We start from the raw sequence: 23,791 nt of genomic DNA on the forward strand, positions 1-23,791 counted from the left end.
TTATTTATAATCCAGTTCATGGGTCTGAATGTAATCAAGAACCAACTGGTAGACCTCTTCATAGGTTGAAATTGTATTCGGCATTAGTTCATCAATGATTGTTCTTGTTTCCGCATCATAAACGAATTTATATGACCCAAATTCAGCCCACACTTCACTGGTAGCACCATTGAATCCACCATCTTTACTATATGCATTGTCATGTCCCCAAAATCTGTTGTTGTGAGGGGATAACCTTGCTTTTGTGACCATTCCAAATGCATCTGAAAACAGTGCAATCTGCGCTCTAGACTTTTCATCCGGGAATCGGTCAATTAGATAACGGAAAAAGGCTAGTCGTGCATCAGATGAAATCCTATCCAAGCTTTTTAGATGCTTGATGGATTGTCCATTTCTACCGTTCTCCCAATCAATGGCCTTGTTGACCATATTCAGAACATCTTCTTGAATAGCAGCAAGCATTTTTGCACCGTGAATGGTTTCAGTATGCGTCAATGTGTAGAATCCATAAGTGTTTCCATCTACATCTTTCGCAAGCCTAGTATTGGCCAATAACCAATCTAGTTGATGGAACTCTTCATGGAATTTCGTACCCCATGCTCCTTGTCGTCCGGTCTCTGCTTTCTTTTCCCATGAATTAGCTTGCATATTCATTTTGACCATTCGACTTGAAGGAGAATAGTGTGCCCCACTTTTACTGAAATACTGATTATTTTTCACATGTTCACTTAATCGGTCATATAGCAATAGATCAGCAGCAGTCACACCATCTAAAATGGTCTGTAATTCATCAGTGTAGATGTCTGCTTTCTCATGACCATTAAATGTGCGTTCATGCTTCTTTGCAATCCGTGATTTAATCGGTGCTGAATTGTCTACTGGTACAACATTTGTTTTGTTACCACCGTCTAAGAATGTCTTTTCCCATTCAGGATATGTCATATTGGACGGAACATAATACGTTTGACCATTTTCATCACGTGCAGCACGTTCACCTAGATCAAACTCATCATCGAATGATGGAACAGTGACTGACCTGCATCGTACATGAAAAGGTGGTGCGGTCACACCCGGCTGATAGTCTTTCATTTCAAATACTTTACCATCCAATGTACGACAGATGAGGGATGTACTTGAATCCAGTGTGGCCACTATCTCAAATTTTTCTACATCCAATTCATTGAACGCATCCTTTTGTGATGCAGAAGCAAAATAAGATGCTTCTGTCATGACCAAGCTGATTGCATTACTTTTAGGTGCATTCATCTTTTTGGCAATGTTCTTGATAGCGACATCCGGGGAACTACCTGTGATGACCATTTGCGTAAGTTCATTGTGAAGTTCATTGATAAGCTTGGACTTGTTATCCCAAATTCGAGTGCTGAAATTTCTTCCATCAGCCGCCCATGGCTTTGCAATGATTTTATCAATCCGGTTCTTATCCAGTGCGGAAACATCAAATCCGATATTGAACCCTTTTTGAATTTCGAACAACGTCTGATAATATCCTTCTGTATACACTGACCGTGCGAACGCATCTAATTCATCAAGTTGATTTCCATATAGGACTTCCAGTGACTGCTGCATCTGAATCTTCATGGCTTCAAGCTTTGATATGTGATATCTAGCAGAAGCATTCTCAAGCTGTGTCATCCACAATTGATTCATATCGTTCAGTTCACCGTATTTGATATATTCTTTCACATCCCACTTGAATTCTGCAAGTTCTTGAGATGATAGAAGTCTACGTGCTTCCTGCATGGAAATATTGTTGTTCTTTGCCAATCGTTGATACCAAACTTGAATCTTTTCTTCAATCTCACGTTGTGCAGCGTTAAACTGTCGTTCCATACTGATGATATTTCGTTCTGCTTTTTTGTTTACTGCTGCTTCCATCTGTTCAAAGCGTTGAATCCAGTAAGCATCATTCTTCATTTCCATCACCACTATCTACAGGCGGATTGAACGCACCTGCATATTGGGTCATTTCTTCATCCTTTTCTTGCTGTCGTCTTTCCATCTCTAGTTGCGGATTGTCCACCCAAGGGTGATTTGCAACCAATGTTTCATCTGACAGAATGCCGAACGAATCTTTGATGTTCTTGATGACTTCTGATTCACTGATCATGATATCACGATTGAAGATGACTTCAACTTCTTCCTGTTCAAAATCACCTAATCCATTATTGAACAAATGAACATTGATGAACCATAGCATATCTTCAAGGGATGCCTGATATTCAGTTTCCATCTCATTTGCATCAAGGTCGATATCAGAATACATGGACTGTATGTTCATCTGATTTGGATTTCCGTTCAATCGGTCATCCTTTGCATCATATCCTTTAGCATTTTCAATGATTGCCTTTTTGAAGATTTCAAGAATGGCTTTGTAATTATCCGAATTGACTTCAACCTGTAGGGTTTTCAAGTCGCCCCCTGCCCCATCTACCGTTTTCACTTTTACAGCACCATAAGTGGCCAGGTTCTTTCGGAATTCACCCAAGTTTTCACCATCATAGTTCACTAGGACAAGGATTGTATTGCGCATATCCTCTTCCATGTTGTTTTGGAAGTTGGATAGGATGACATTCAAACCATCCTGTAAGGTCTTGACCTTACGAATCAACGGAATCTCTTTCGCATTGTACTTGAAAGGAATCAACGGAATCTTTAACCAGTTCCAACCTTGTTCGATGATTTCATCTCCATTTACGGTTGAAGTGGTGAAGTAATTGCTAAATGGTTCTTCATCAGGAACAAGCTTACTTCCATCTAGAACGAAACGATAGATACCTGTTGCATCATAGACTTCAATCTTCTCCACAATTGTTTCACGCTGACCATCATACATAATGACTTCATAAATACGAATCGCATATTCCAGTTCAGTATGTTCTGCATCCTTCCAACCCGGAATGATTTCATAACTCTTGAACCGTTTGAACGAAAGTTCACCTTGTTCATTGTAGTGGATGAATAACCACCCAATACCACTGTTAAGTGAATCTTCACCAATGTTCTTCAACAGTCGCTGAAAACGTTTATTGAAAATCTTCTTTAGCAGCTTGTTATACAATTCATTTTCTGACTTGAAAACAAGCGGTTGACCTAGCAAGTAGTTCTTCTTTTGGTCTACCATCTTCCCATACTGGTTATCAACAATGCGATTGTTTGGAAGATTCCGGACTTCTTCCAACTCACCATTTGCGCCAATTACTGTCCGCTTCTTCATGAGGATGTCATGATCACCGTCATAGTATCGTTCACCATCAATCATTTCTTTCCTACGCTTTGAGACCCTGAAACGTTGAATCTCTTTTTCAATGAACTCTGCATCCGTCAATTTTGAAGCAGCATTTGTGTTCATGGTCGCCTTGTTCTTCCGCTGCCACTGAAATAAGAACTCAAACAATAATTTCACCACCTTCCTAATGGAATCATTGTCACTAACTCGTAAATGTGAGATAATGACAGTAATCAAATACATTACTCAATTCCAGTGTGAATTGCAGTGAACTAAAGAAACCGCTAACTGTGAATTAGCGGTTTCTTTTTGTTTTAATCTAAACATTCGGCAATTTGATAAGCTTTCGCAATCTTTGAAAACTGAATCGCTAACCAATCAACTACGGTCTCTTCACTAAGTTCACGCATATCCAGTCCTGATTCATAAAGGAATGCATGATTGATTTCATGACGAAGCACTTTACGCTTGTATGCTTCAATGTCATGTTTGTTCATCACATCATAATCAGGGTCAACGACTACGATCAGTTGCGTGGTTGAATCAAAATAACCGTCACACTCTTTTAGTCTTGGGTCATCCTGTTCTTTGCTGAACCTGATTTCATAATCCACGCCCAATATGTTCACTTTTTTCATGTGCTTCTTCCCTTCTAATCAAAACTGAATGTCTCACCTTTGATGAACTCTTCCAGTGCATAACGCATGGCATCAAGTAAGTGGTTGAAGTCATCAATCGGTTTGTTTATCTTCTTGCCGAACTTGTCTTTCGCCCATGTGTAGTTGCTGATTTCCGTTTGGAAGTTCACACATCGTGGATGAATGATGATTTCATAATCTTGGATGAAGTCGATTCCGTTATTCACAGAATCTTTCCCCTTCCTTGCACCTTTGATGTTGCTGATTCCAAGTTCACGTAATCGGTCTATTGATTTAGGTTCAGCAGAATCTGCCCGTATGCGTTCTTTCCTGAACCCCATTTTCGTAATCTCTTCACTGATCGCTTCATTCGACATACCTTCTTTGTACATCTCATCGAATACATAAATCTTCTTGTTCGCTGTATCGACCATTCCACACCATAATGCAGAAGGGTCATTGGTATAACCGAAATCAAGGCCGAATGCAGACTTGATACCGCTGATTCTCTTGACCGTTTCCAAATCAAAATTCTCTTCTCGCCAATTTTCATAGACAAGACCTTCAACAATCCCCCACTCTCCAAGTCCTGCAACCCGATAACGTCTTGGATTGTTCTTCTTCATAGTCTCGAATACTTTTTTATCAGCAGCATCTAAGAACTCATTCATCAGGTAGTTGGTCGTAATGGCCAATATGTCTTTGTCCGGTTCAGCATCAAAGAACCGCTTCTTAATCCAGTGATGTTCGTTCCATGGGTTGAATGTCAATGTGACCTGTTTGAATAATCCATCTGCTACCTGACCACGAATGGATTCATCGAGGATATTGAAATCATCTTCATTCATGATTTCATAGGCTTCTTCAATCCACATCCACGTGAGTGAACCGACATCCACCGTAATAGATGTAACCTTCAATGGGTCATCCAGTCCACGGAAATAGATTTTCTGACCTGTTGGAATGTATTCAAGCTGTAATGGGGATTCTGTCACTTTCCAATGCTGCTGCACTTTCAGTTTCTGTATCGCCCATTTCAATTCAGTGAAGCAGCTATCTTTCAAAGTCCTAAATGTCTTACGAACAACTAACAGATTCGCTTCTGGATAGTCCATGATGTTTGTGATGTACCACAATGCAGTTGTCTTGGATTTTTTAGAAGCACGACTACCCTTGACTACACGATAACGACCTTTGAAATTCCAAAATCGTGTGTAGTTCTTACCTACGACTTCTTTTAGTGAAAGTCTATGTGCTGTCATCTTCATCATCCTCTAGATCATTGTGGATGATGACTGGTATCGCACCTTCTACATTCACTTTTTCAGTGAAGATACCATATCGCTTCCCAATCAGTTCAGCGGCCTTTAACTTTTCACGTTCGTCAGGTGCTTTTGTGATTCGTCTTGCAGATGACATTCCGTCACCGTCACCTTCAACGACAACTATTTCTGCTTCTGATTCTCCACGTAAGACAGAAGTTAGATATTTCATTACTTCTTTTGCATCTGCAATCTGTTCATCTTCAATTTCTTTCATTCGCTGTTCTATATAAGCTTTAATATTAACTTTTGTTAAATTTGAACTTGCAATCACATTAGCTGTCTTAGGTGAATATCCTGCACGAATGGCTGCTTGTGTACCGTTGCAGTCAATCAGATATTCGTCACAAAATCGTTTCTGCTTTCCTGTCAATGGTTTCATCAAGCAGTCATCCTTTCCGAATATAAATTTTTGAATATAAATTTTTGAATATAAATTTGAATACATAAAAAAGACCTAACACACCAACCATGTGTCAGGTCTCCCAAGGGGAATGATATAGTTAATCTTGATTATGTGAGGAGGTGGACACTAATCAAGAGATAACACGAATCTTAGGTATAAATTTGCTTGTACTCATTATTTCATGTATATATAGCGCACACAAGAGCATTGTTCGTGCATGGTTTGTGCATGACAACACTTAACTGAAAATCTGAAATATCACTTCATCACTGAATAGTCGAATCTGCAACGTGTTCACTAATCGGTTCTTATTGCGACTGATCGTGGATGCATCAACATCAAAATGTTCCGCAATCGCTTCCCTCGACTTTCCTTCAAAATACTTCATGCGGATAATATCAAAGTATGGGTCATCACGAATCATATCAATGGCCGAATCAATCAGACGAATAAAGTTCTGTGTGACATAGATACTTGTCTGGATAGAATCAAGTTTCTCTTCTGCTTTTTCATGGTTTGACTTCGATTCATTCGAACCGCCTTGACCTGAATAAATAGTGATGTCTTTCGATTTTCCGGCAATGCCTACTTTCTCAATCTCTTTCATCTGCTGCTTCTTATCTTCAACCGCTGACTTGAAATGATTGTAATTATAAAGTAACGTTTCCGTCTTTTGAAAAGGTGATTGACGGTTATTGCGAATCAGACCCTGCCGCTTCAATTCATTCGTGTATTTCAAAATCGTGTCATCAATATATTTTTCAATCTTGCTCACCTAATCATCATCCTTTCGTGCGGTTCAAGGTAAATTAAAGGTTCTTCATCTTGAACCCTATCTTGAACCTCTAAAAACATAGATGTATCAAGGGTTTAACCCTCTTGCGGTTCAAGGTTCAAGATAGATACCCTTATATTATTTATTTTTAGAGTAAAGTATAAATTCATTTGCTGTTTTGAGATTGTATATAATAAATGAGTTTTATCTTGAACTTCTTGAACCGAAACCCTCAATCCCAATAGTAACAAGGATTCAAGGCGGTTCAAGATGACTGTTTTTATCTTGAACCCATCTTGAACCCATCTTGAACCGCTGCACCTACTGAAACATGTTGGGAATGGCGGTCAAAGTACCGTCCTAATCACCTTTTATGATGATTCGACCACGCTTTCTGTTTGCAAGGTGACGTTTCATCAAATCGTTTTCTCTTTTCAATTCGAACATGGGTTTTATCATTGATAATTTCCCAATTGCCAAACCAATCAAGAAAAATGCCAATGGAATGATATAAGCTTCCACGATCTATTCACCTCAATCTTCGAAAAGAATAATAAGTATTTTTGCTAATCGTTTTGCATCTATGAAGTCCATATTGAATATAACAGCTTCATCCTCATACGTATTGTCATGTAGAATCAATAGTTGTTCATCCTGTTCTATTCTGTAACGAATCGAACCATAATAGTTGATGTCTTTTACATTTTGATTAGCAGTATCACGGATGCGGATATTTGCATCAATTAATTCCATTTCCTGAATTACTTGTTTCATGATTTACACGTCCTTGACTTTAGAAGCGTGCATGTCTGCCTGATGTGTCCATAAGACTGTTTCATATTTTCGAATCGCACGGTCAAAATATTCCCAATCCCCTGTCTCATAAGCGCCCATATGGTAACGGATGCAAAGGATTTCTTCTTCTGTCAGGTGCAACCAAGCAGCAAGTTTCATCACTGACTTGTCACCGTGACCTGGGAACAGACTGTCCTTGCGATACTCGTAATGATATTGTTCATTTTCAGCAGTATTGCCGCCAAAATACTGAACGCCCGGAACGTCTACGACCTTCTGATATTGGTCAATCTTACATAGGTCATGGAACATCCCAACAATATATGGTGAACGTTCATGCTCCCATTCAAGACCCATCTTTTCTGTGAAATCCAACAATGATTCTGTGACTGCTAGACAGTGATCAAACAGGCCCCCCTCATAATTTCCATGGTAGCTGCGTGATGCAGGTGCTGTGAAAAATCCTTCTTCCTGTAACCAGTTGAAAAAGTCCTCGTTGATTTGTGCAGGTTTCATTTTTTCTTTGAACAGTTCAATTCGATTTTGAACATTCATCATAGTTGCTGTCATTTTTCATCTTCCTTTCCATTTTCGAATACGGATTCTGTACTGATATAAAACGGTTGAACAGTGCGACCCATGATGTTTAGATAAATCATTCCAGTCTCCATGATTTGTTTCTTATCTTCCGCATCTAGCTCAATTGCAACTTCAATTCCGGGTGTCACTTCATCTTCACAGATGTACTTTGTTCCCGGTAAATCTTCACAACCATCACCTACAAATGTGACATTAGTTGTTTCCGTAACGATAGGTTTCATTTGGATTACCAACTTTCTCTGAATGTGATGTCTTTCAATAAAATATGTCCGGGTATGACTGGGTTCGGCTCTAATCTCACCCGGATGATTGTTCCAGTTCGTTGATAGATTATGGTCTCCATATCAAATTCCATGGAATGAATCAGTTCTGCATTCACTGGAAGATAAGAGTATTTATTCACAACCTCTTGAAGTACATCTAGCATCTGAACCGCCATATCATTTGAATTCCTTTCCTGATTTTTTATGTCGAATCTGAATTCGTGATATCAGTTCAAATCCCGTGAGCGAAATAATACTCTTTATGATCTTGATGATTTCACTTGATTGTTTCTCAACAGAAGCATCTTCTTTAATCATGGGTTTCAATGCATGATAAGCGGTTGGGTCAGCAAGACCACTTTTATTGAATAAGGGATTTTTGCGACTTTTCATTTAATCGCCCACTTTCAGTGGAATGAAAAGTTCATCTGTGACGATTGTTGCACCGCTGGATTCAATAATGATTTTCGAATGCGGATGGTAATGTTTCAACATCCATTGTTGAAGTGGTTTAACAAGTTCAGCGAATTGTTCAATTTGTTCAAAACGGTCATCTGTCAACATTGGAATTTCAGTAGACGTTTCTTTCACTATTCGTTTCATTGGAACACCCCTTTAATTTTATTCCGTGCGATTGATGGACTTTTCAACTTCAAATCCGTCTGGATATCGTGCTTGTAGTTTGCGAATGTTCCGCTGCATGATCTCTTCAAGACTTACGTTCAACCCACTTGCTAAGACTGCAATATACCAACAGACATCACCAAGTTCATTGATGATTTCATCTTCATTTAGTTCATGACCTTGAAATAAGTGTTTCTTCACATGGTCAGAAACCTCTCCTGCTTCTCCACATAATCCAAGTGTTCCATTTAGAATCAAATCTTCTGAACTCTCACTGTTGCACGTACGTAATGCTAAAAGTTGATATTCATTTATTTTCATTGACTGACCTTCCTTTCTACCAATTCCATGATGCAATAGTTTGCCAAATCTCGAAGTGTATCTTCAATGCTTTCATCCATAACCTGTCTCTCATGACCATTCATCAAGGTTTTCAATCTACTGTATTTATCATAGATTCTAACCAAGATAGCATCGGGCAGTTCATCCCTAAGATTCGCAAATGAATCACCGTAATCATGGTTCTTTTTAGCATATATCACGTTCAGTTCCTGACAGATGTCGGAATGAATCTGCTTCTTAGAGACAGGTTTATCATTTTCGCAATTCAAGCAGACCATTCTTCCTTCTGGTACGTAATGACCGCATGATACACAACAATCGTCTTTTAAACGACTGAACATTTACTTCACTCCTTTGTCATAAATATTCTGCGTTTTTTACCATCTACTTTTTTGTCTACAATCTCAAAGTTGAACCTCGATAGAATCTGTTTTGAGAATGCGATTTGAGAAATAGGCTGCAACCCATTTTCTGAACAATAGGATGTATATCTGCGATAGACTTCATTTGTTGGTTCATTTTCAATATCGTCTATCTCAATTTCCTTGAAGAATCCAATAACAGGGTTGTTACTTTCTTCAAATTCTTCAAGTTCTCTTTGAACTTGTTCAGATTCAGTGAATTGCTGACTGCTTAGTACACGTTTTAGACCTTCAATTCCAAGTTTTATCAAGTATTCGATAGCTTCTTGACGTTTCAACTTATCCCCGATAAATGAAACATGGTCAGCATCTTTTGGTGAAAATTTTGCATTGAACGGTACGATTATCAACCGTCTAAGTAATGCGTGTGAATCTCTACCTTTTCCGATTCGTGGAATATTGTTTGCTGAAAAGAGAAGCTTCACGTATGGTTCAAATTCAAATTTTGGTTGTCCTTTTTGTTCAGCATCAATCGTTTCACCAGTGACAATCTTCTTGAAATCAGAAGCATCTGTAATGAATTCGTCCGAAATATCATCCCCCACATTCGCAAGTTTTCCGAAGATCATCACCGTACTGAAACGGTCATTCAACTTCTTTAAATCAAGGGATGAGATGTTTCTTCTTCCAAGCATGGTTTTCATCATATTTAGGAATGTCGATTTACCATTACTACCTGAACCAGTGAGAATAAATGCTTTCCCAAGTTCATTTCTTCTGAACATGGTGTAACCGACCATCTCTTCAAGTAGCATTCGTATGCTCTTGTCACCACATGAAATCCTATCTAGTGTCTTATCCGTCAAGTCATCAAATGCATTCGGGTTGTAATCCCAATCAATCTTATTGGTGATAACATGTTCATGAGAAAACGGAATGAATTCATCCGTGTAGATATTCAACAGGCCATTTCGGAACGCAATCCATTTTGCATCTGTAGCAGGCGTATTTTCTCGAATCATGATGTCAAGATAGGACATGACTTCTGCACGTTTTGCCCTATTCAATTGTGGTATATGCTTAATCATTTCAGATTCGATTTCCGTCTGACCGCTGACATAGATTCCATCCCGGTATAAGTGCAATTGATTGTTGATGCGAATAATGTGATGATTGGTTTTTAAAAATGTAGCGAACTTATCGAACAGGAACGTTGTTCCTTTGAAAAAAACTGGTTTTGAAAAGGCATCATCTCGAAGAACGATTTCCAATTCATCATCTGAAAGCGGCTCTTTCAAAACAAACTTATTGATCAAGCGAATAGTTTCCCTTGCTTCTTCCACTTCAAAGTCATTAGATTGTAGGGTCAGGATATAATTGAAAAGTGCCTGATTACGTCCATCCCCTGCGTTCATTTCAAGGAAATCCGTGTTCGTCTTAACTGGAAGCAACCATTTTGGAAGTTCCTGTGCTTCTTCATTTTCAGTCGTATCATAGATGATGGTACGTTCCTTATTATCAAATTTTAGGACGGAATATGAATTCCTTCTCCCAAGTTTGATGTCTGCTTGTATTCCAATTGCGAGCGTTGCAGCAGTGCGATTGGATTTAACTAGCTTATTCTTGAATAAGAAATGCTTACCCCTAGTTGTTTCATAGACCCGGCAAATCAGGTTCTTTTCTTTGACGACTTTGTATATGATTTCACTAGATTCAAAGTCATCCACATCAATCAAGATCGTGTCATCAGATAGAATCCCTGCAAATTCAGGTAGTGACTTCACTTGTTCATAGGATTTCAAATCCGTTCTTCCTTTGAACTTCTCAATGCATTTCTTATTTTTTGTTAGAACATATCCTTTGAAAAACAACTTTCCATCACCACCTGACGTATTAAGATTCTTTCGTTCATGAATTACACGACCCCGAAACCTGCAAGTCTTTTATGTGCCAAATCAATGTACCATTGCTTATCTAGTTTTTCTGGAACAGGTACACCGTTCACTTCTTCGTTGTAGATGAAGCACTGTTCGGGTGACATCTCTACTTTTGCAAGATTTCCTGTCTCTTTGTGCAGCTTCTTGACCCCTGCATCTGATTCCAATTTGGAAGCAAAAATACGAATACATTTTTCTTTTACGATTTCATCACCGTGCAAGATATGATGATATTTCCCACTGATCTTCTTCACCAACTGAAATTCCTTCAATTCGTTGCAACCGTTGATGGTCTCTTCCACTGGTACTTCATTGACCATGTATTCAATCAAGGCTTTGTTCACAATCGGCAAATCATAATCAAGGTTTCCTAATTTTTTTACATAAGCACCTTTTGATTTGTAATTACCTTGTGTATCTACAATGATGTAGTTGTTCACGTCTTTCTGAAATACCTTCGTAAATTCTTCAAATTCAAGCGTTAGGCGTGTTCGTTTTTCCCACTCATAGCAGATGTCATCAATCAGTTCATATGTCTTGTCTGACCCATCAGGAAGCTTGATTAAGATACCATCTGTATTTGATTGGATAATCTGACAGTGCGGCTCAAGCTTCTCGATTAGATCAAGTAGAAGAAGTTGACCATAGATACACACCCTGTTTGCTTGACGTGGGTCAAACAATGGATTGTTCTTGTCCTTCATAGCCCCATACGTTCCATTCAGAACAAGTTTTAATGGTAGCTGCAAAGGATTCTTCTCTTTTTTGTATTTCAACCTTGTATGATAAATCTCTTCATACTTGGAAGGGTCTTTCATGTTCCGGCTTCCCAAGTCATATTCAATCATCAATGAGGGATATAGGGATGCAACATCCATATTCAGAAAATGACCTTCACCATGATATTTGTGAATCGCACCATGAACACCGCCCCAAGCGAATACATGCGGTACACCTGCGACCATGATTTCACACGTGTTTTTCTTGGATTTTGGATTGGTTGGGTCTACTAAGTATTTTCGATTGTCAGGGTTTGCGTACCAATCAACCACATCTGTATATTTTTCAATTCGCATAGTGTCTGGAAAATCAATATCAAATTCATCCGAACGCTCTTGTTTTCCTGCATCAAGAATAATGGCCGATAGCTGCACTTTCGTCTTGGATAGTAGGAACAAATCAAGTGGCTTGTTCTGACAGGCAATTTTCACTAGACCCATGTGGGCTTCAAAATCATCTTTACGTTCAAGGAATACTTCAACCGTCTGTTCCACATCATGACGACAGTATTTGACGGTCTCTTCCAATTCTTCTTGTGTCAATTTGCGGTCAATATCAAATGGAACGCTAGATTCTTTGATGTCATTCCCCATGAATCCCTCAAAGGTCTTTAGTCCACGGTCAATGTTTGTCATCACGTCATAATTGATTAATTTGACGTTTCGCAATAATGAAGAGAATCGCCATCCCGGATTTCCTCTTGTGATGATGTAATCATTGATTCGTTTAGGGTCAAATCCGCAAATAATACCTTTCAAAATGTATTGATCATAGTGACGTGAATTGAATCCAATCCATATCTCATTTTGATTTTCAGCATGAACCTGTTGAAGCTTTTCAGGGTCGTTGATGATGACATGTTCACATTTGTTCGTCATATCAAGGATGACCACAAGCCAATCTTCTTTGAATACCTCAAAGTCATAAAATAACAATCAATTCACCCTCCTTTATAGAAAAGGGAAGCAAGCTTTGCTTCCCCATTATTCAATTGATTATTCTGTTTCAAATACATCCGTGATTTTGTAGTTGCTGAAACCTTTTTTACCTTCTGTGTAGTCCAGGGCAAATTCAAGGTTTCCATCAATCTCTTCCATTAGATCAAGTAGAAGTTCACCGTATTCCTTGTAAGTCGTGAATTTGATTTCCATGTCTGTTCCCATGGAACGTAACAGTTCATTTACAATGTGGATTTGGAAGCCTTGGGTGATGACCTGATTGAAGAAGATTAGACTTCCTTTGAAATCTCCACCTAAGACCTTGAACCAAATGCTTACCATTGGGTCACCTTTTTTAGATGCAATCAGTTCCATTTTATTTATTTCCACTTCATAGCTGCCATGCGGAACTTCTTTGAAACTTCCAGTTCCGTTTTCCGCTGCTTCTTTCACATCTTGCTGTAGACCTTCCGTGTCAATTTCCTTGTCGAATTTATCCCAAATGTTTGTCATTTTACTTCACCTTTACCTTTCGAATAATTAAATTTGATTGTGGATTTCCGCTTCAATGTTACTTAGTAATTCCAATATTTTGTCTTTGCTCATTCGCTTGGAATTAATGTTTCTTTGAATCTTTTCAACTTTTGCTAGAATCTCTTGAAAACACGAAGTGTTATCTTCAAGAGAAGATTCATATGAAACTAGATCAGTCTGAACTTTTACTTTTGTATAATCAGCTTCATCAATGATTTCTTGCAGCATCTTTTCTGCATCGTAACCTAATCGTTCCGCTACAAGTTTTTGAAAACTGTCACGACCAAACATGATTTCTGTTGTTCCATCAGGAAGGTAGATGGTTTGTGCCATTATTCATCACGCTTTCTGCGTGTGCGTGTTTTCGGTTTCTCTTCTTCCTGTTGTTCAGGTTCTGCTGCATCTTCTGTTTTTCGCTGTCTGCGCTGACGTGTCTTAGGTTTTTCTTCCTGAACCTCTTCTACTGGTTCGGCTTCTGGTTCTATTTCAGGCTCAACGATTGGTTCAGTGTCAGGTGCATCTACTTCTTCAAGTGGTTCAACTTGTTCAATAGGTTCATCTTTCTTTGAACGTCTTGAAGGTTTTTGTTCAGTTTCTTCTTTTTTCACCTTGCCGCCTTTCAGTTTTGCAACTGCTGCTTTATTCGCTTCTTCATAGACCTTCAAGAACTCTTCATAGTCCAGTCCAATTTGAGTTGTTTCAGCAGTCAAACGGCCACCACCAAATACAACTTCATTTGTTTTGAAAGACAATGTACGAACTTCACCATCTGCAATGACACGTGCAACGATATCCACCATCCCTGCAACCTTATTGGCTGTCTTTTCTTGAAGGTTTGGTTTGATTGCAGTGATCTTGTCACCGCCTTTTTTGGTGATGTCCTTGGACGTATCTTCATGAGAAATAAGAATGATATTTTCATAGTCTAAGTTCATCAACTTTTTCAAAGTTGATAAGAATTCAGTTCTCACCTTATCCCAAGCACGGAAGCTGTCATCTGATTCATGACTGATTCCCATTTGGTCATACATGTACAGGCGACAATGTTCATACGTATCTTCCAGTAGGTCAACAATGATTGTTTTGAAGTCATTGTCTTTCTTTTCAAGTTCAGCAATGACATCTTTGAAAGTCTGCCATGCAAGCGTGCGTTTCGATAATCGACCTTCAACTTTCAACTGGTCTTTAATGGCCACAAATGGTGCATCAACGAATTTCACGTTTCCATCTGTGTTCAACATCAATGGGTCTGGAAACTCATTGGCGAAAGTTGTTTTTCCACTGAATGGTGAACCGTACAGCCAAACTACTTTCTTTTCAATTTTTTCAATGTTACGTCTTTCGTTTTTAGGTAAAATCATGTAATCATTCCCTTTCAGACAATAGTCTTGGTATTCGCACCAATTACAAAGGTGACTTTCGTTTTTCGGAAATTCCTTGGCTTCAATGACGGTTTTCGTTTTCAACATGAATTCAATTACTTTGTCGTAATCGAATTCAATTTCTACAAGTTTTGGTTCAACTTTGTTCAATTCTTGTTGTAGTCTTTTTCTGAAACCTAGAAGATCTTCGGACTTCTTTTGACGAATCTGCACTTTTGGAATGAATAAAAAGTACATGTTTCGAATGGTCTTTCCAGTCATCTTCTCCCAAAAATATTTGTACAGATGAAGTTGTGCTGACTTTCGATAGTTTGAAACATTGTTTGAATACTTGAAATCGTACATGTCATACGTACCGTCAGGATTTTTACAAATCAAGTCAATGAAACCCTGAAAGTGTGTAGTTCTTATATGCACTTCATGCTGTCCATTCGGTAGCATGTCAATGGCTTTTGGAATCAAGTGTTCCATCTTCATGACCTCATGAACGTGTAGATCAGTGACAATGGGATATGACATCAAGTAGTCATCAATTGCCTGTTGTAATCCTTTTTCAATGCCTGTATGAATCGCTAGTCCAAGAATCAATGCATGATCTGCGTTGTCAGGCGGTAAGGTCAATATTTTGTCACGATATCGCAACTGGTAGCGGTAAGCGCATTTTTCAAAGAGTTCAATTCTTGAATGTGAGACTTGCAAGCTATCACCCCTTCCATCAGTTCCTTGAAGTTCTCAAATCCATCTGGATAAAGAATGATTCCAATCCCATTTGAACCGTTTATCCGGGATGTATTCATCTTTTGAAGTTCAGATGCTTTTCCGTTTGGTGCTTTGACTTCAATACTGACAAATATTCCATTTACACATAGAACTAAATCAGGAATGCCGCTTTTTTGAAATCCCCCACCCCATATCTTGGTGAACCAACCAACTTGATCAGTGAGCATCTTATCTGTAGGTGTTCCTGCTTGATAAACCCCTACGGAATGTAGAAACTTTTTAATTTTGGTTTCAAACTGCTTTTCTGCTGCCATTATTTCACCTTGTTGTGTGAAAAATATGTTATCTTTTTTCCATCAACTAATTTTCTGTAAGTTGAAAGATTAGCTACTCTTTGTAGTTGTTTTGAAAATTCATTGTTTGCTACAGGTTGAAATTGTTCATTCAAACAAAATTCAATATAGTCCTCATAAGTTTCTCTTACAGGTTCACCGTCTAATTCATCGAAAGAGACTGTACTGAAAAATTCGATAACCGAATCATCTGCTAATTTAAATTCTTCTAATTCTTTATGATTCGAAGTTCCAAGTAGTAAATTTTCTGCTTCTTGCAAATAAAAATTTCGCTTTTCCAAATCCTCTGTTATTTCAGCCATTCGTAATAGCGAAGAAACTTTGAAGTTATTTAGACTTTTATTTTTCATCTCTTTACCACCTTTCTATTTCACCGTGAACTTGACGTGTGCCTTACGTACGGTTTCTTTTGGATAATCCTGCATCAATTCACCGTATAGCTTAGGTTCTTCATTTTCCAAGGCTTTCAGGTCAATAGATTTTGATTTGGATTCCCCTACACGTGTAATTTTTAAGAACTGGTTGTCAATCGACTTGATACCGTGTTCGTCCATTGCTTTTTCAAGATTTTCTTTTAGCTGCTTCTCTTGGTTTTCCAAGTTCTTTTTGGTCTTTGTGATTTCTGATAACTTTTGAAAGGCTTCTACATGATGCGCTTCAAAGACCTGAACGCTGTTTTCATTGCTCATTTTTCTTCCCCCTTGACTTGAATTGTTTTGTGGAATGATGCTGCATTCTCCATGACTTTGATACTGTAATCAGAATGATAGATTCCCTTATCCCATAGCTTGGATGCGCCATATTCCCCAAGGTTGTAAGCCATAAGAACAAGATTTGGTTCTTCATACTTCTCAAATAGATTTCGTAAGATGTACACGCCTGCTTTTGTATTTTGATAAGGGTCGAGGAAGTCACTGATCAGTAACTTGTCCTTCAACCAATCGTGATTTATTTTATTGATTTGCATCAGGCCAAAATCATTTGTCTGACTGACAACCGTTGGTCTAAAATCACTTTCAGTTTGAATCAATCCCAATACCAGTGAATAATCTACGTTGTAAGCATGGGATAGAGTGAAGATGTATTCTTGCAGTTCTTCATCTACTGGAAGGTCTAATGGTGTGAACTGCTGTTGAATTTGGTCTTGCCATTCAACTGAACTGCTGAATGTAAAGTTTTCATCTACTGTTCCGTAAGGTTCTTTTGATTCATTTAGATTCATTGCCTGAACTGAATCATCTTGTCCAGTGAAACTGCCAATCAACCAACCTATCAGAATTCCAACAAGTAGAACGATGACCCAAGAAATTACGATTCTTTTAATTCGTTGCTTTTTCTTCGTATTCGTTGAATAGTTCATCTGAATAGTCCTTTCTCATTTCTAAAGTTTTCAGGATATCTTCTTCCACACTATCTTCACAAATCATCAGATAGTAGAAACAGTTGTTTTTTTGACCTATCCTGTGAATCCGTTTCTTACTTTGCTCAAATAGATCACTAAGTTCAGTAAGGGTGAAATAGATTATTTTGTTTGCTTTTTGCAAATTCAATCCCATTGCCCCGGCCTGATATTGAACGAATGTTACGGAATTGTCTTGATTGTTGTAAGCTGACAAGTCTTTGACATGACCATTGACTTCCGAAATCGGACGTTCAAGTTTAGTTGCAATTTTCTTCAATGCTTCAAGTTCATCATTGTAGTTGTAGAAAACTATCAACCTATCATTTGTACTGGAAACCAAATCTTCAAAGGCGTTCAATTTCTCTTTGCTGTAATGACCACAAAGCATTCTTGAGTACATTCGCTTTGTAAATGTCGAATCACCAATCAGTTCGACACGTGGGGTGACATCCACACCGTGAAAGTCACTATCATCCCAAAACTCACATAGATTAAGAGTGTCTAGGGTAATAATTGAATTTCGTTGAAACTTTCGATAAGCTGCACTTGATTGAATTTTTACTGGAATCATCAGTTGTTCAGGAAGTTCAAAGCAATCTTCTGTTTTCATGAACACTGCACCATGATTACGCAATTTTCGTTTCAATCTGTCCACATTCTTATAAGGTTCTGACTTATCCACAACTTTATGTGGAAAACCACCGACTTTGATTGTTTCCCAATTTACATATTGCTTGTTGTACAAGTTTTTGCTGATTTCCCAACCCAATAAGTGAATTTGCGACCATAAGTTTTCGTATTTCCCGGATGTTGGCGTTCCTGAAAGAAGAATCACATTTTCAGGTTTCAAGTTCAAAATGAATTTTGTTCGCTTAGCTTTCTCATTCTGAATCAATGAAGATTCATCCAGCATCAAGGTGAAGTCCTTTAATGAGTGAAAGAACTTTCGTCTAAAAATCAGGTCGTAATTTACGACTAAGATGCAACGATCTAACTTGTCTTGATTCTCCAAGTAATACTTTGACGATTTCGGTATTGTCATATTTATTACTTTGTAGTCTGTATAGTAAGTCTCAAAATGTTCTATCCAGTCATCTACTTTAGATTTCTGACAAACTAAAATGTTCAAGTTAGTTTGTAGCTGCACCATCTTTTCTGCACCAACAAAAGTCTTTCCAAGACCCATATCAAGATAGTATGCGACCCTGTTTGAATCCTTTGTCAGTTCAAGTGCTTGTTTCTGATGCGGAAACAGTTCCATGATTTTTCTCACCACTTTTCGTGACTACTCGCACATCTTCCCATTTGATACCAAACCGTCTTTCTACTTCACGTTTGGCATCTTCGCCTTGTTGAATCATTTGTGTAAGTTTAATAAGTGAAATCCGTTCCATCAGTTCACCTTGATTCCAGTGATCAAATAGAATTTATCTGCGTCAAAGTTAGGAATATTTTTGATGATGTTTCTACGGATTTCAGAAAGTTCATTCCACCATTCGACTGCTACATTATCGTTGTTTCGGATTTTTAGATAACCGCCTGTGACTTTATATTCCGGGTGAAGGTTCTTTTCATCATCCGTCATGGAATATTCAGAAACCCATTCGGTAGGTCTGAAATCAATTTGATTCAACAAGTAATATGCATCTGATGAACGCCACTGGTCGAACGTCATATCAGTTGGTTTGTCAAAGAACAATAATTGATGTTGTTCAGTATTGAAGCATCCTGCGACATTAGAAGCCTTGTTCCAATCACCGCTGTTGGAATGACCGCTGTTGGAATGACCGCTGTTCCAATCACCGCTGTTGCGATTACCGCTGTTGGAATGACCGCTGTTGGAATGACCGCTGTTGGAATGACCGCTGTTGGAATGACCGCTGTTGGAATGACCGCTGTTGCGATTACCGCTGTTGGAATGACCGCTGTTGCGATTACCGCTGTTGGAATGACCGCTGTTGGAATGACCGCTGTTGGAATGACCGCTGTTGCCTTTTCCTAGATTGACAAGTTCAAGTAGTTCACCCCATGGGATTTCACGAACGATTTGAATTTTATTTGTACAAGACTTGTCACCATCTTCATCAAGATGACCAAGTGCTAAAACTTCTGCGACTTTATTTTCTGGATTGAAAGGATAATAGTTGAAGCAATCTACTGCACGTTTGCAAAAATGAAAACCTTCTTCACAAATGATGGGTGGACAATCGTTTTCAAAAATGCCGCCTACCTCATATTGAAAATTTCTACACGTCCAATCTGAATTGAACACTTTATAACCCTTGACTGCTTCTGTCATTGCTTTATGACCTACCTTTCACATATAATGTGGATAAGAATATTTTTCTGATTGCGCCTACTGGAACTGGTACTTCCAATGGGTGCTTTTTTTATTGTCCAATGTATTCATAGAACTTTTTAGGACTGATATGATACGTCCATTTCGAACTTAATTTCACTGCTGTTCCAAATGGAAGAATAGATCGTTGCAATCCCACCCTTACGAACTGCTCTGATTTTCCTAATAGTTCAGCAGCTTCTTTAACTGAAAGATTCTTAGTCTGTCCATCTGCATTAGATGTTTCAGGGTTCAGTCCAAGTGCTTCTGCAATCTTGTCTTTTCGTTTTTGATTCGGTTCATTCTTACCTGATAGATATTGACTGATAGATGATTTACCGATTCCAGTAAGTGCAGCAAGTTCAACTTGTGTCATGTTTGCACTCTCCATTGCAGTTTTAAGCTGTTCCGCATAGTTCATTTCATTCACCCCCTTTCAGTGAATCATCAACTTATTTAGTTCGTCTTGATTCTTCAAACTCTTCAAGGTCTTGGGGTCTGATGCTGTACATCTTTCCAGTTTTGATCGCTTTCAGTTTCTTCTCACGAATCCACGACCACACTGTGATGACCTTAACCCCGTATCGTTCAGCCACTTCCTCGCAAGAGAAGTATTTTTCCAATGAAATCACCACCTTTCAATTGCAAAATAACAGTTGTGTATACTTCGGTTTTGTGATATACTTCGGTTGTCAACATAAGTAATCAATAAACCTTAAGCATCCGTATCTTTTTCATAAACGACATTTTTCGTTTATTTTAGATAGGTTATGTTTATTTTGCTTCGGTTTTCTTTAGCACATTTTCATCTTACTACGGTTTTATTAAGGTGTCAACAAAATTTGCTAAAGTTTTTTGAAGTATTCATTTTAGGGGGAATGGATATGTACGAAAGATATGCAGATTTGTTGAAGAAAAGGAAGATTTCCAACTACAAAGTGGCGAAAGATACCGGAATTTCGCAAGCGACATTAAGCGATTGGAAGAATGGGAAAAGTACACCGAAACAGGACAAACTACAAATACTAGCTGATTATTTTCAAGTATCACTTAACTATCTATTGGGAATTGATTACGATGTGTGGGAAAAGAAATACAATGCGAATGGAAAACTTGCAGAAGAAGTGGCCAATAATGAATCCGGTGTGAAAATACCTGTACTTGGTCGTGTAGCAGCAGGGATTCCGCTAGAAGCGATTCAAGAGATTGAAGATTATGAAGAAATTTCACAAGCAATGGCCAGTAGTGGGGAATTCTTTGCTTTAAAAATACAAGGTCATAGTATGCAACCTAAGTTTTCACCGGGTGACGTGGTAATCGTTAGAAAACAAAGTGATATTGATTCAGGTGATATCGGTGTAGTAATCGTGAACGGAGAAAATGCGACAGTAAAGAAAGTAATGAAACAAGATAACGGAATCATGCTTGTTGCATCTAATCAGACCGTTTATCCACCGAAATTCTATGACCGGGAAGATTGCGCTTCTCTTCCAGTCCAAATTTTAGGTAAGGTCGTTGAATTGCGTGCAAAGTTCTAGATAAGGTTCAAGATGGTTCAAGATGTAAATTTTATCTTGAACCGCTTCAAACGCTTTTATATCAACCCTTCATGAATTATCGGTTCAAGGTTCAAGATGAAAATGAATTATTATGTAGAATTTGAAAACAGTAAATTCATTTACACTTTAGTCTAAAATATAATAATATAGAGACACTTACCTTGAACCTTGAACCCGAAACATCATAAACCTTGATATTATTGGATTTGTAGAGGTTCAAGATGCGGTTCAAGATAGCCGAAAAGTTCAAGATAAAACGTGAAAAGGGGATGAAAAGCATGTTTGGAAGGAAAAAGAAGGATGAAAAAGTAGCATTGGGGAACTTGATTGATGGGGTAAATCTTCCTCAAAACACATCAGTTCAAGTGAAGATGAATACAAATGAAGTCATGATCAGCGGAAACAATCAAGAATTCTTGATTTCATTTGAAAAACTGGTGAACGTGGATTTGAAGTCTGATGTAGAAATGGAACAAATCATTGAACAATCCTTGCCGGGAATGGTGATTGGTGCAGCCGCTTTTGGTGTGATTGGTGCAATGATTGGTGGAAGAGTAAAGACGAAAGAAAAGAAGAAGGTCAGTCACTTTTTGATTATCAATTTTCAATCCGATGAATTGAAAACTATTGTGATTGATGCATCTAAAGATTGGTATAATGCAGCAGGTCTAGTTGACCTGTTCAGAAAATTCAACAACGTTCAAACTGCACCAGTTCGACAAGTTCTGTAAATGAAAAAAAAAAAAAAGAACCCCAAGTGTGACAGCACTAAGGGTTCAGCAGATACATTTACAGCAGGTGTAAAGTGCATCCGATTCAATTAAAATTATAGCATTTTTACACCTTTTAATTCAATTCTAGTTGAAAGGTGTGTTTCAGGTTGAAACATCCAAATGGATATGGTTCAGTCTATAAATTGTCAGGTAAAAGAAGAAAACCGTGGGGTGTAAGAAAGACCATAGGTTGGGATGAAAAAGGTAAACAGCTATATCAGAACATAGGATACTATGAGACACGGACAGATGCTATGCTTGCACTAGCTGAATTTAATAAGAACCCTTATACCATGGAATCTTCTTCAATCACATTTGCTGAGGTCTTTGAAAAATGGTCGAAAAAGAAATTTGCAAAAACATCACAGTCCAGTATCAATGGCTATAATGCATCTTATAAGATTGCGAAAAATATTCATTCCATGCGTTTTGTTGACATCAAGAAAGACCATCTTCAAGCGGTTATGGATAGCTGCACAAAAGGTCATGGTACGAAAAGAAAGATTAAAGTTCTGTTTAATCAGCTTTTTAAATATGCACTTGAAAATGATTTGGTGAATAAGGATTATTCGAAGTTTGTTGAACTTGGAGAAAAAACAGAAGTCAGTGCGAGGACACGTTTTAGCAATGCTGAAATTAAGAAGTTGTGGGAGAATGTTGAACGAAATGAATATGTTCAGGTTTACATCATACTGATCTATACAGGATTGAGGATTTCAGAACTGTTGGATTTGAAAAAAGAACACGTATACCTTGATGAACGTTCGTTTGATGTAGTGGATTCCAAGACAGAAGCCGGAATACGTAAAGTACCGATTGCACAAAAGATTTATGATTATTTCGTGTACTGGATGAACAAGAATGATTGTGACTATCTCATTTCCACACCTGATGGGGAACATTTCAAATATCGAAATTACTATGATTCGTATTGGAAACCATTCATGGAAGAGATGAAAATGAATCATCGTCCACATGATACACGACATACGACAGTCTCACTTCTTGCTTCTGCAAATGTGAATCAAACCATTATCAAGAAAATAGTTGGTCACAAAGGTTCAATGTCATTGACCGAAAAAGTATATACTCATTTCGAGATTCAAGAACTGATAGATGCTATAGATAAAATATAATTTGGTGCTGCGAATGGATTCCATTTCAGCACTTTTTCTTTTGAATTATTGTCTATTACCTGTCTATTACGTGTCTATTACGAACAAATTTTCATGGATTTTTATAGCTATGTAAGATTGAACAAATCCCACAACCGCAATGATTGTGGGATTTGTAGTTTGAACAAAATTAACGTTTCGAGAACTGAGGTGCACGACGAGCGCCTTTAAGACCTGGCTTTTTACGCTCTTTCATACGTGGGTCACGTGTTAAGAATCCAGCAGATTTTAATTTCCCGCGGAAGTCTGGGTCTACAGTAAGTAGTGCACGTGCGATCCCGTGACGGATAGCACCAGCTTGACCAGTGAATCCTCCACCGTTTACGTTTACGTGTACATCATAGCTACCAAGAGTTTCAGTAGTTACAAGTGGTTGTTTGATGATTTGCTCAAGCGTTTCGTATGGAACGTAGTCCGCTACTTCACGTTTGTTGATGATGATTTTTCCTTCGCCTGGTACTAAACGTACGCGAGCTACAGAACTTTTACGACGGCCTGTGCCGATATATTGAACTTGTGCCAAGGG

General features: G+C 38.2%; 33 protein-coding genes. 3 read left to right on the forward strand and 30 right to left on the reverse strand.

The features are described from left to right. From ACFO0S_RS09680 to ACFO0S_RS09820, 29 genes are all read right to left on the reverse strand, one after another. Window positions 1-1,935 (reverse strand): minor capsid protein, encoded by a 1,935-nt coding sequence (locus tag ACFO0S_RS09680; RefSeq protein WP_378141786.1) that lies wholly within the window; start codon window positions 1,933-1,935, stop codon window positions 1-3. Continuing rightward, a complete protein-coding gene (locus tag ACFO0S_RS09685; RefSeq protein WP_378141787.1) occupies window positions 1,925-3,415 on the reverse strand; it encodes a phage portal protein in 1,491 nt (496 codons plus the stop codon). The genes ACFO0S_RS09680 and ACFO0S_RS09685 overlap by 11 nt, the downstream gene beginning before the upstream one ends. A 146-nt stretch (window positions 3,416-3,561) precedes the next feature. Beyond that, window positions 3,562-3,885, reverse strand: a complete 324-nt coding sequence (locus ACFO0S_RS09690; RefSeq protein ID WP_378141788.1) for a hypothetical protein — start codon at window positions 3,883-3,885, stop codon at window positions 3,562-3,564. A gap of 14 nt (window positions 3,886-3,899) precedes the next feature. Next, entirely contained in the window at window positions 3,900-5,147 is a 1,248-nt protein-coding gene (locus tag ACFO0S_RS09695; protein ID WP_378141789.1) for a PBSX family phage terminase large subunit, read from the reverse strand. Further along, window positions 5,134-5,589 (reverse strand): terminase small subunit, encoded by a 456-nt coding sequence (locus ACFO0S_RS09700; protein ID WP_378141790.1) that lies wholly within the window; start codon window positions 5,587-5,589, stop codon window positions 5,134-5,136. Before ACFO0S_RS09700 ends, ACFO0S_RS09695 begins: the two co-directional genes overlap by 14 nt. A gap of 262 nt (window positions 5,590-5,851) precedes the next feature. Beyond that, window positions 5,852-6,388, reverse strand: a complete 537-nt coding sequence (locus ACFO0S_RS09705) for a sigma-70 RNA polymerase sigma factor region 4 domain-containing protein (protein WP_378141791.1) — start codon at window positions 6,386-6,388, stop codon at window positions 5,852-5,854. A 360-nt stretch (window positions 6,389-6,748) separates the two neighbouring features. Further along, on the reverse strand, window positions 6,749-6,910 hold the full coding sequence (locus ACFO0S_RS09710; protein WP_378141792.1) for a hypothetical protein: 162 nt from the start codon (window positions 6,908-6,910) through the stop codon (window positions 6,749-6,751). A 12-nt stretch (window positions 6,911-6,922) separates the two neighbouring features. Next, window positions 6,923-7,162, reverse strand: coding sequence for a hypothetical protein (locus ACFO0S_RS09715; protein WP_378141793.1), 240 nt, complete (start codon window positions 7,160-7,162; stop codon window positions 6,923-6,925). 3 nt (window positions 7,163-7,165) lie between these two features. Continuing rightward, window positions 7,166-7,753, reverse strand: coding sequence for a hypothetical protein (locus ACFO0S_RS09720; protein WP_378141794.1), 588 nt, complete (start codon window positions 7,751-7,753; stop codon window positions 7,166-7,168). Further along, on the reverse strand, window positions 7,750-8,004 hold the full coding sequence (locus tag ACFO0S_RS09725; RefSeq protein WP_378141795.1) for a hypothetical protein: 255 nt from the start codon (window positions 8,002-8,004) through the stop codon (window positions 7,750-7,752). Before ACFO0S_RS09725 ends, ACFO0S_RS09720 begins: the two co-directional genes overlap by 4 nt. A gap of 5 nt (window positions 8,005-8,009) precedes the next feature. Beyond that, the gene (locus ACFO0S_RS09730) at window positions 8,010-8,222 is read right to left on the reverse strand and encodes a hypothetical protein (protein WP_378141796.1); all 213 of its coding nucleotides are present in this window, start codon (window positions 8,220-8,222) and stop codon (window positions 8,010-8,012) included. 1 nt (window position 8,223) lies between these two features. Then, window positions 8,224-8,439 (reverse strand): hypothetical protein, encoded by a 216-nt coding sequence (locus ACFO0S_RS09735; protein WP_378141798.1) that lies wholly within the window; start codon window positions 8,437-8,439, stop codon window positions 8,224-8,226. Further along, window positions 8,440-8,649 carry a hypothetical protein gene (locus tag ACFO0S_RS09740; RefSeq protein ID WP_378141799.1) on the reverse strand — a complete coding sequence of 70 codons (210 nt, stop codon included), beginning with the start codon at window positions 8,647-8,649 and terminating at the stop codon, window positions 8,440-8,442. It abuts the gene before it with no gap. An 18-nt stretch (window positions 8,650-8,667) separates the two neighbouring features. After that, window positions 8,668-8,991: a nucleoside triphosphate pyrophosphohydrolase family protein gene (locus ACFO0S_RS09745; protein WP_378141800.1), complete on the reverse strand. Its 324-nt coding sequence runs from the start codon at window positions 8,989-8,991 to the stop codon at window positions 8,668-8,670. Beyond that, window positions 8,988-9,353 carry a DUF1599 domain-containing protein gene (locus ACFO0S_RS09750; RefSeq protein WP_378141801.1) on the reverse strand — a complete coding sequence of 122 codons (366 nt, stop codon included), beginning with the start codon at window positions 9,351-9,353 and terminating at the stop codon, window positions 8,988-8,990. Before ACFO0S_RS09750 ends, ACFO0S_RS09745 begins: the two co-directional genes overlap by 4 nt. Before the next feature lie 5 nt (window positions 9,354-9,358). Further along, window positions 9,359-11,176, reverse strand: coding sequence for a DNA primase family protein (locus ACFO0S_RS09755; protein ID WP_378141802.1), 1,818 nt, complete (start codon window positions 11,174-11,176; stop codon window positions 9,359-9,361). 113 nt (window positions 11,177-11,289) lie between these two features. Continuing rightward, window positions 11,290-12,969 (reverse strand): hypothetical protein, encoded by a 1,680-nt coding sequence (locus tag ACFO0S_RS09760; protein ID WP_378142212.1) that lies wholly within the window; start codon window positions 12,967-12,969, stop codon window positions 11,290-11,292. Between the two features lie 117 nt (window positions 12,970-13,086). Further along, window positions 13,087-13,542: a DUF669 domain-containing protein gene (locus ACFO0S_RS09765; protein ID WP_378141803.1), complete on the reverse strand. Its 456-nt coding sequence runs from the start codon at window positions 13,540-13,542 to the stop codon at window positions 13,087-13,089. Between the two features lie 27 nt (window positions 13,543-13,569). Continuing rightward, window positions 13,570-13,896 carry a hypothetical protein gene (locus ACFO0S_RS09770; RefSeq protein ID WP_378141804.1) on the reverse strand — a complete coding sequence of 109 codons (327 nt, stop codon included), beginning with the start codon at window positions 13,894-13,896 and terminating at the stop codon, window positions 13,570-13,572. Next, window positions 13,896-15,644: an AAA family ATPase gene (locus ACFO0S_RS09775; protein ID WP_378141805.1), complete on the reverse strand. Its 1,749-nt coding sequence runs from the start codon at window positions 15,642-15,644 to the stop codon at window positions 13,896-13,898. Before ACFO0S_RS09775 ends, ACFO0S_RS09770 begins: the two co-directional genes overlap by 1 nt. Beyond that, the gene (locus tag ACFO0S_RS09780) at window positions 15,563-15,979 is read right to left on the reverse strand and encodes a VRR-NUC domain-containing protein (protein ID WP_378141806.1); all 417 of its coding nucleotides are present in this window, start codon (window positions 15,977-15,979) and stop codon (window positions 15,563-15,565) included. Before ACFO0S_RS09780 ends, ACFO0S_RS09775 begins: the two co-directional genes overlap by 82 nt. Continuing rightward, window positions 15,979-16,368 (reverse strand): primase-like DNA-binding domain-containing protein, encoded by a 390-nt coding sequence (locus ACFO0S_RS09785; protein ID WP_378141807.1) that lies wholly within the window; start codon window positions 16,366-16,368, stop codon window positions 15,979-15,981. The genes ACFO0S_RS09780 and ACFO0S_RS09785 overlap by 1 nt, the downstream gene beginning before the upstream one ends. Before the next feature lie 15 nt (window positions 16,369-16,383). After that, window positions 16,384-16,707, reverse strand: coding sequence for a siphovirus Gp157 family protein (locus ACFO0S_RS09790; protein ID WP_378141808.1), 324 nt, complete (start codon window positions 16,705-16,707; stop codon window positions 16,384-16,386). Next, complete coding sequence (locus ACFO0S_RS09795; protein WP_378141810.1) at window positions 16,704-17,378, reverse strand: transglycosylase SLT domain-containing protein; 675 nt, start codon at window positions 17,376-17,378, stop codon at window positions 16,704-16,706. Before ACFO0S_RS09795 ends, ACFO0S_RS09790 begins: the two co-directional genes overlap by 4 nt. Beyond that, window positions 17,338-18,681, reverse strand: a complete 1,344-nt coding sequence (locus tag ACFO0S_RS09800; RefSeq protein ID WP_378141812.1) for an SNF2-related protein — start codon at window positions 18,679-18,681, stop codon at window positions 17,338-17,340. Before ACFO0S_RS09800 ends, ACFO0S_RS09795 begins: the two co-directional genes overlap by 41 nt. Continuing rightward, window positions 18,647-18,814, reverse strand: coding sequence for a hypothetical protein (locus tag ACFO0S_RS09805; RefSeq protein WP_378141814.1), 168 nt, complete (start codon window positions 18,812-18,814; stop codon window positions 18,647-18,649). The genes ACFO0S_RS09800 and ACFO0S_RS09805 overlap by 35 nt, the downstream gene beginning before the upstream one ends. Beyond that, window positions 18,814-19,719, reverse strand: a complete 906-nt coding sequence (locus ACFO0S_RS09810; RefSeq protein ID WP_378141815.1) for a DUF7666 domain-containing protein — start codon at window positions 19,717-19,719, stop codon at window positions 18,814-18,816. Before ACFO0S_RS09810 ends, ACFO0S_RS09805 begins: the two co-directional genes overlap by 1 nt. Window positions 19,720-19,810: 91 nt before the next feature. Continuing rightward, window positions 19,811-20,179 carry a helix-turn-helix domain-containing protein gene (locus tag ACFO0S_RS09815; protein WP_378141816.1) on the reverse strand — a complete coding sequence of 123 codons (369 nt, stop codon included), beginning with the start codon at window positions 20,177-20,179 and terminating at the stop codon, window positions 19,811-19,813. A 31-nt stretch (window positions 20,180-20,210) separates the two neighbouring features. Next, window positions 20,211-20,393 carry a helix-turn-helix domain-containing protein gene (locus tag ACFO0S_RS09820; protein ID WP_378141817.1) on the reverse strand — a complete coding sequence of 61 codons (183 nt, stop codon included), beginning with the start codon at window positions 20,391-20,393 and terminating at the stop codon, window positions 20,211-20,213. 249 nt (window positions 20,394-20,642) lie between these two features. Here ACFO0S_RS09820 and ACFO0S_RS09825 point away from each other — a divergent pair, with 249 nt between their 5' ends. From ACFO0S_RS09825 to ACFO0S_RS09835, 3 genes are all read left to right on the forward strand, one after another. Beyond that, window positions 20,643-21,296: a LexA family transcriptional regulator gene (locus ACFO0S_RS09825; protein WP_378141818.1), complete on the forward strand. Its 654-nt coding sequence runs from the start codon at window positions 20,643-20,645 to the stop codon at window positions 21,294-21,296. A 299-nt stretch (window positions 21,297-21,595) separates the two neighbouring features. Then, window positions 21,596-22,048, forward strand: coding sequence for a hypothetical protein (locus ACFO0S_RS09830; RefSeq protein WP_378141819.1), 453 nt, complete (start codon window positions 21,596-21,598; stop codon window positions 22,046-22,048). Between the two features lie 149 nt (window positions 22,049-22,197). Beyond that, on the forward strand, window positions 22,198-23,226 hold the full coding sequence (locus ACFO0S_RS09835) for a tyrosine-type recombinase/integrase (RefSeq protein WP_378141820.1): 1,029 nt from the start codon (window positions 22,198-22,200) through the stop codon (window positions 23,224-23,226). Window positions 23,227-23,395: 169 nt separating this feature from the next. On the opposite strand, the gene rpsI is transcribed toward ACFO0S_RS09835, so the two are convergent. Then, window positions 23,396-23,788, reverse strand: a complete 393-nt coding sequence (rpsI, locus tag ACFO0S_RS09840; protein WP_094942181.1) for a 30S ribosomal protein S9 — start codon at window positions 23,786-23,788, stop codon at window positions 23,396-23,398. Window positions 23,789-23,791: the final 3 nt, after the last annotated feature.

It is taken from the genome of Chryseomicrobium palamuruense (assembly GCF_042649045.1).
In the GTDB taxonomy this organism is placed as follows: domain Bacteria; phylum Bacillota; class Bacilli; order Bacillales_A; family Planococcaceae; genus Chryseomicrobium; species Chryseomicrobium palamuruense.

Bases quoted from the DNA above. Each gene is read 5' to 3' on its own strand.
- ACFO0S_RS09680 (WP_378141786.1), bottom strand. From the start codon at position 1,935: ATGAAGAATGATGCTTACTGGATTCAACGCTTTGAACAGATGGAAGCA.
- ACFO0S_RS09690 (WP_378141788.1), bottom strand. From the start codon at position 3,885: ATGAAAAAAGTGAACATATTGGGCGTGGATTATGAAATCAGGTTCAGC.
- ACFO0S_RS09695 (WP_378141789.1), bottom strand. From the start codon at position 5,147: ATGACAGCACATAGACTTTCACTAAAAGAAGTCGTAGGTAAGAACTAC.
- ACFO0S_RS09700 (WP_378141790.1), bottom strand. From the start codon at position 5,589: ATGAAACCATTGACAGGAAAGCAGAAACGATTTTGTGACGAATATCTG.
- ACFO0S_RS09715 (WP_378141793.1), bottom strand. From the start codon at position 7,162: ATGAAACAAGTAATTCAGGAAATGGAATTAATTGATGCAAATATCCGC.
- ACFO0S_RS09720 (WP_378141794.1), bottom strand. From the start codon at position 7,753: ATGACAGCAACTATGATGAATGTTCAAAATCGAATTGAACTGTTCAAA.
- ACFO0S_RS09725 (WP_378141795.1), bottom strand. From the start codon at position 8,004: ATGAAACCTATCGTTACGGAAACAACTAATGTCACATTTGTAGGTGAT.
- ACFO0S_RS09730 (WP_378141796.1), bottom strand. From the start codon at position 8,222: ATGGCGGTTCAGATGCTAGATGTACTTCAAGAGGTTGTGAATAAATAC.
- ACFO0S_RS09735 (WP_378141798.1), bottom strand. From the start codon at position 8,439: ATGAAAAGTCGCAAAAATCCCTTATTCAATAAAAGTGGTCTTGCTGAC.
- ACFO0S_RS09740 (WP_378141799.1), bottom strand. From the start codon at position 8,649: ATGAAACGAATAGTGAAAGAAACGTCTACTGAAATTCCAATGTTGACA.
- ACFO0S_RS09745 (WP_378141800.1), bottom strand. From the start codon at position 8,991: ATGAAAATAAATGAATATCAACTTTTAGCATTACGTACGTGCAACAGT.
- ACFO0S_RS09750 (WP_378141801.1), bottom strand. From the start codon at position 9,353: ATGTTCAGTCGTTTAAAAGACGATTGTTGTGTATCATGCGGTCATTAC.
- ACFO0S_RS09760 (WP_378142212.1), bottom strand. From the start codon at position 12,969: ATGACGAACAAATGTGAACATGTCATCATCAACGACCCTGAAAAGCTT.
- ACFO0S_RS09765 (WP_378141803.1), bottom strand. From the start codon at position 13,542: ATGACAAACATTTGGGATAAATTCGACAAGGAAATTGACACGGAAGGT.
- ACFO0S_RS09770 (WP_378141804.1), bottom strand. From the start codon at position 13,896: ATGGCACAAACCATCTACCTTCCTGATGGAACAACAGAAATCATGTTT.
- ACFO0S_RS09780 (WP_378141806.1), bottom strand. From the start codon at position 15,979: ATGGCAGCAGAAAAGCAGTTTGAAACCAAAATTAAAAAGTTTCTACAT.
- ACFO0S_RS09785 (WP_378141807.1), bottom strand. From the start codon at position 16,368: ATGAAAAATAAAAGTCTAAATAACTTCAAAGTTTCTTCGCTATTACGA.
- ACFO0S_RS09790 (WP_378141808.1), bottom strand. From the start codon at position 16,707: ATGAGCAATGAAAACAGCGTTCAGGTCTTTGAAGCGCATCATGTAGAA.
- ACFO0S_RS09795 (WP_378141810.1), bottom strand. From the start codon at position 17,378: ATGAACTATTCAACGAATACGAAGAAAAAGCAACGAATTAAAAGAATC.
- ACFO0S_RS09800 (WP_378141812.1), bottom strand. From the start codon at position 18,681: ATGGAACTGTTTCCGCATCAGAAACAAGCACTTGAACTGACAAAGGAT.
- ACFO0S_RS09805 (WP_378141814.1), bottom strand. From the start codon at position 18,814: ATGGAACGGATTTCACTTATTAAACTTACACAAATGATTCAACAAGGC.
- ACFO0S_RS09810 (WP_378141815.1), bottom strand. From the start codon at position 19,719: ATGACAGAAGCAGTCAAGGGTTATAAAGTGTTCAATTCAGATTGGACG.
- ACFO0S_RS09815 (WP_378141816.1), bottom strand. From the start codon at position 20,179: ATGAACTATGCGGAACAGCTTAAAACTGCAATGGAGAGTGCAAACATG.
- ACFO0S_RS09825 (WP_378141818.1), top strand. From the start codon at position 20,643: ATGTACGAAAGATATGCAGATTTGTTGAAGAAAAGGAAGATTTCCAAC.
- ACFO0S_RS09830 (WP_378141819.1), top strand. From the start codon at position 21,596: ATGTTTGGAAGGAAAAAGAAGGATGAAAAAGTAGCATTGGGGAACTTG.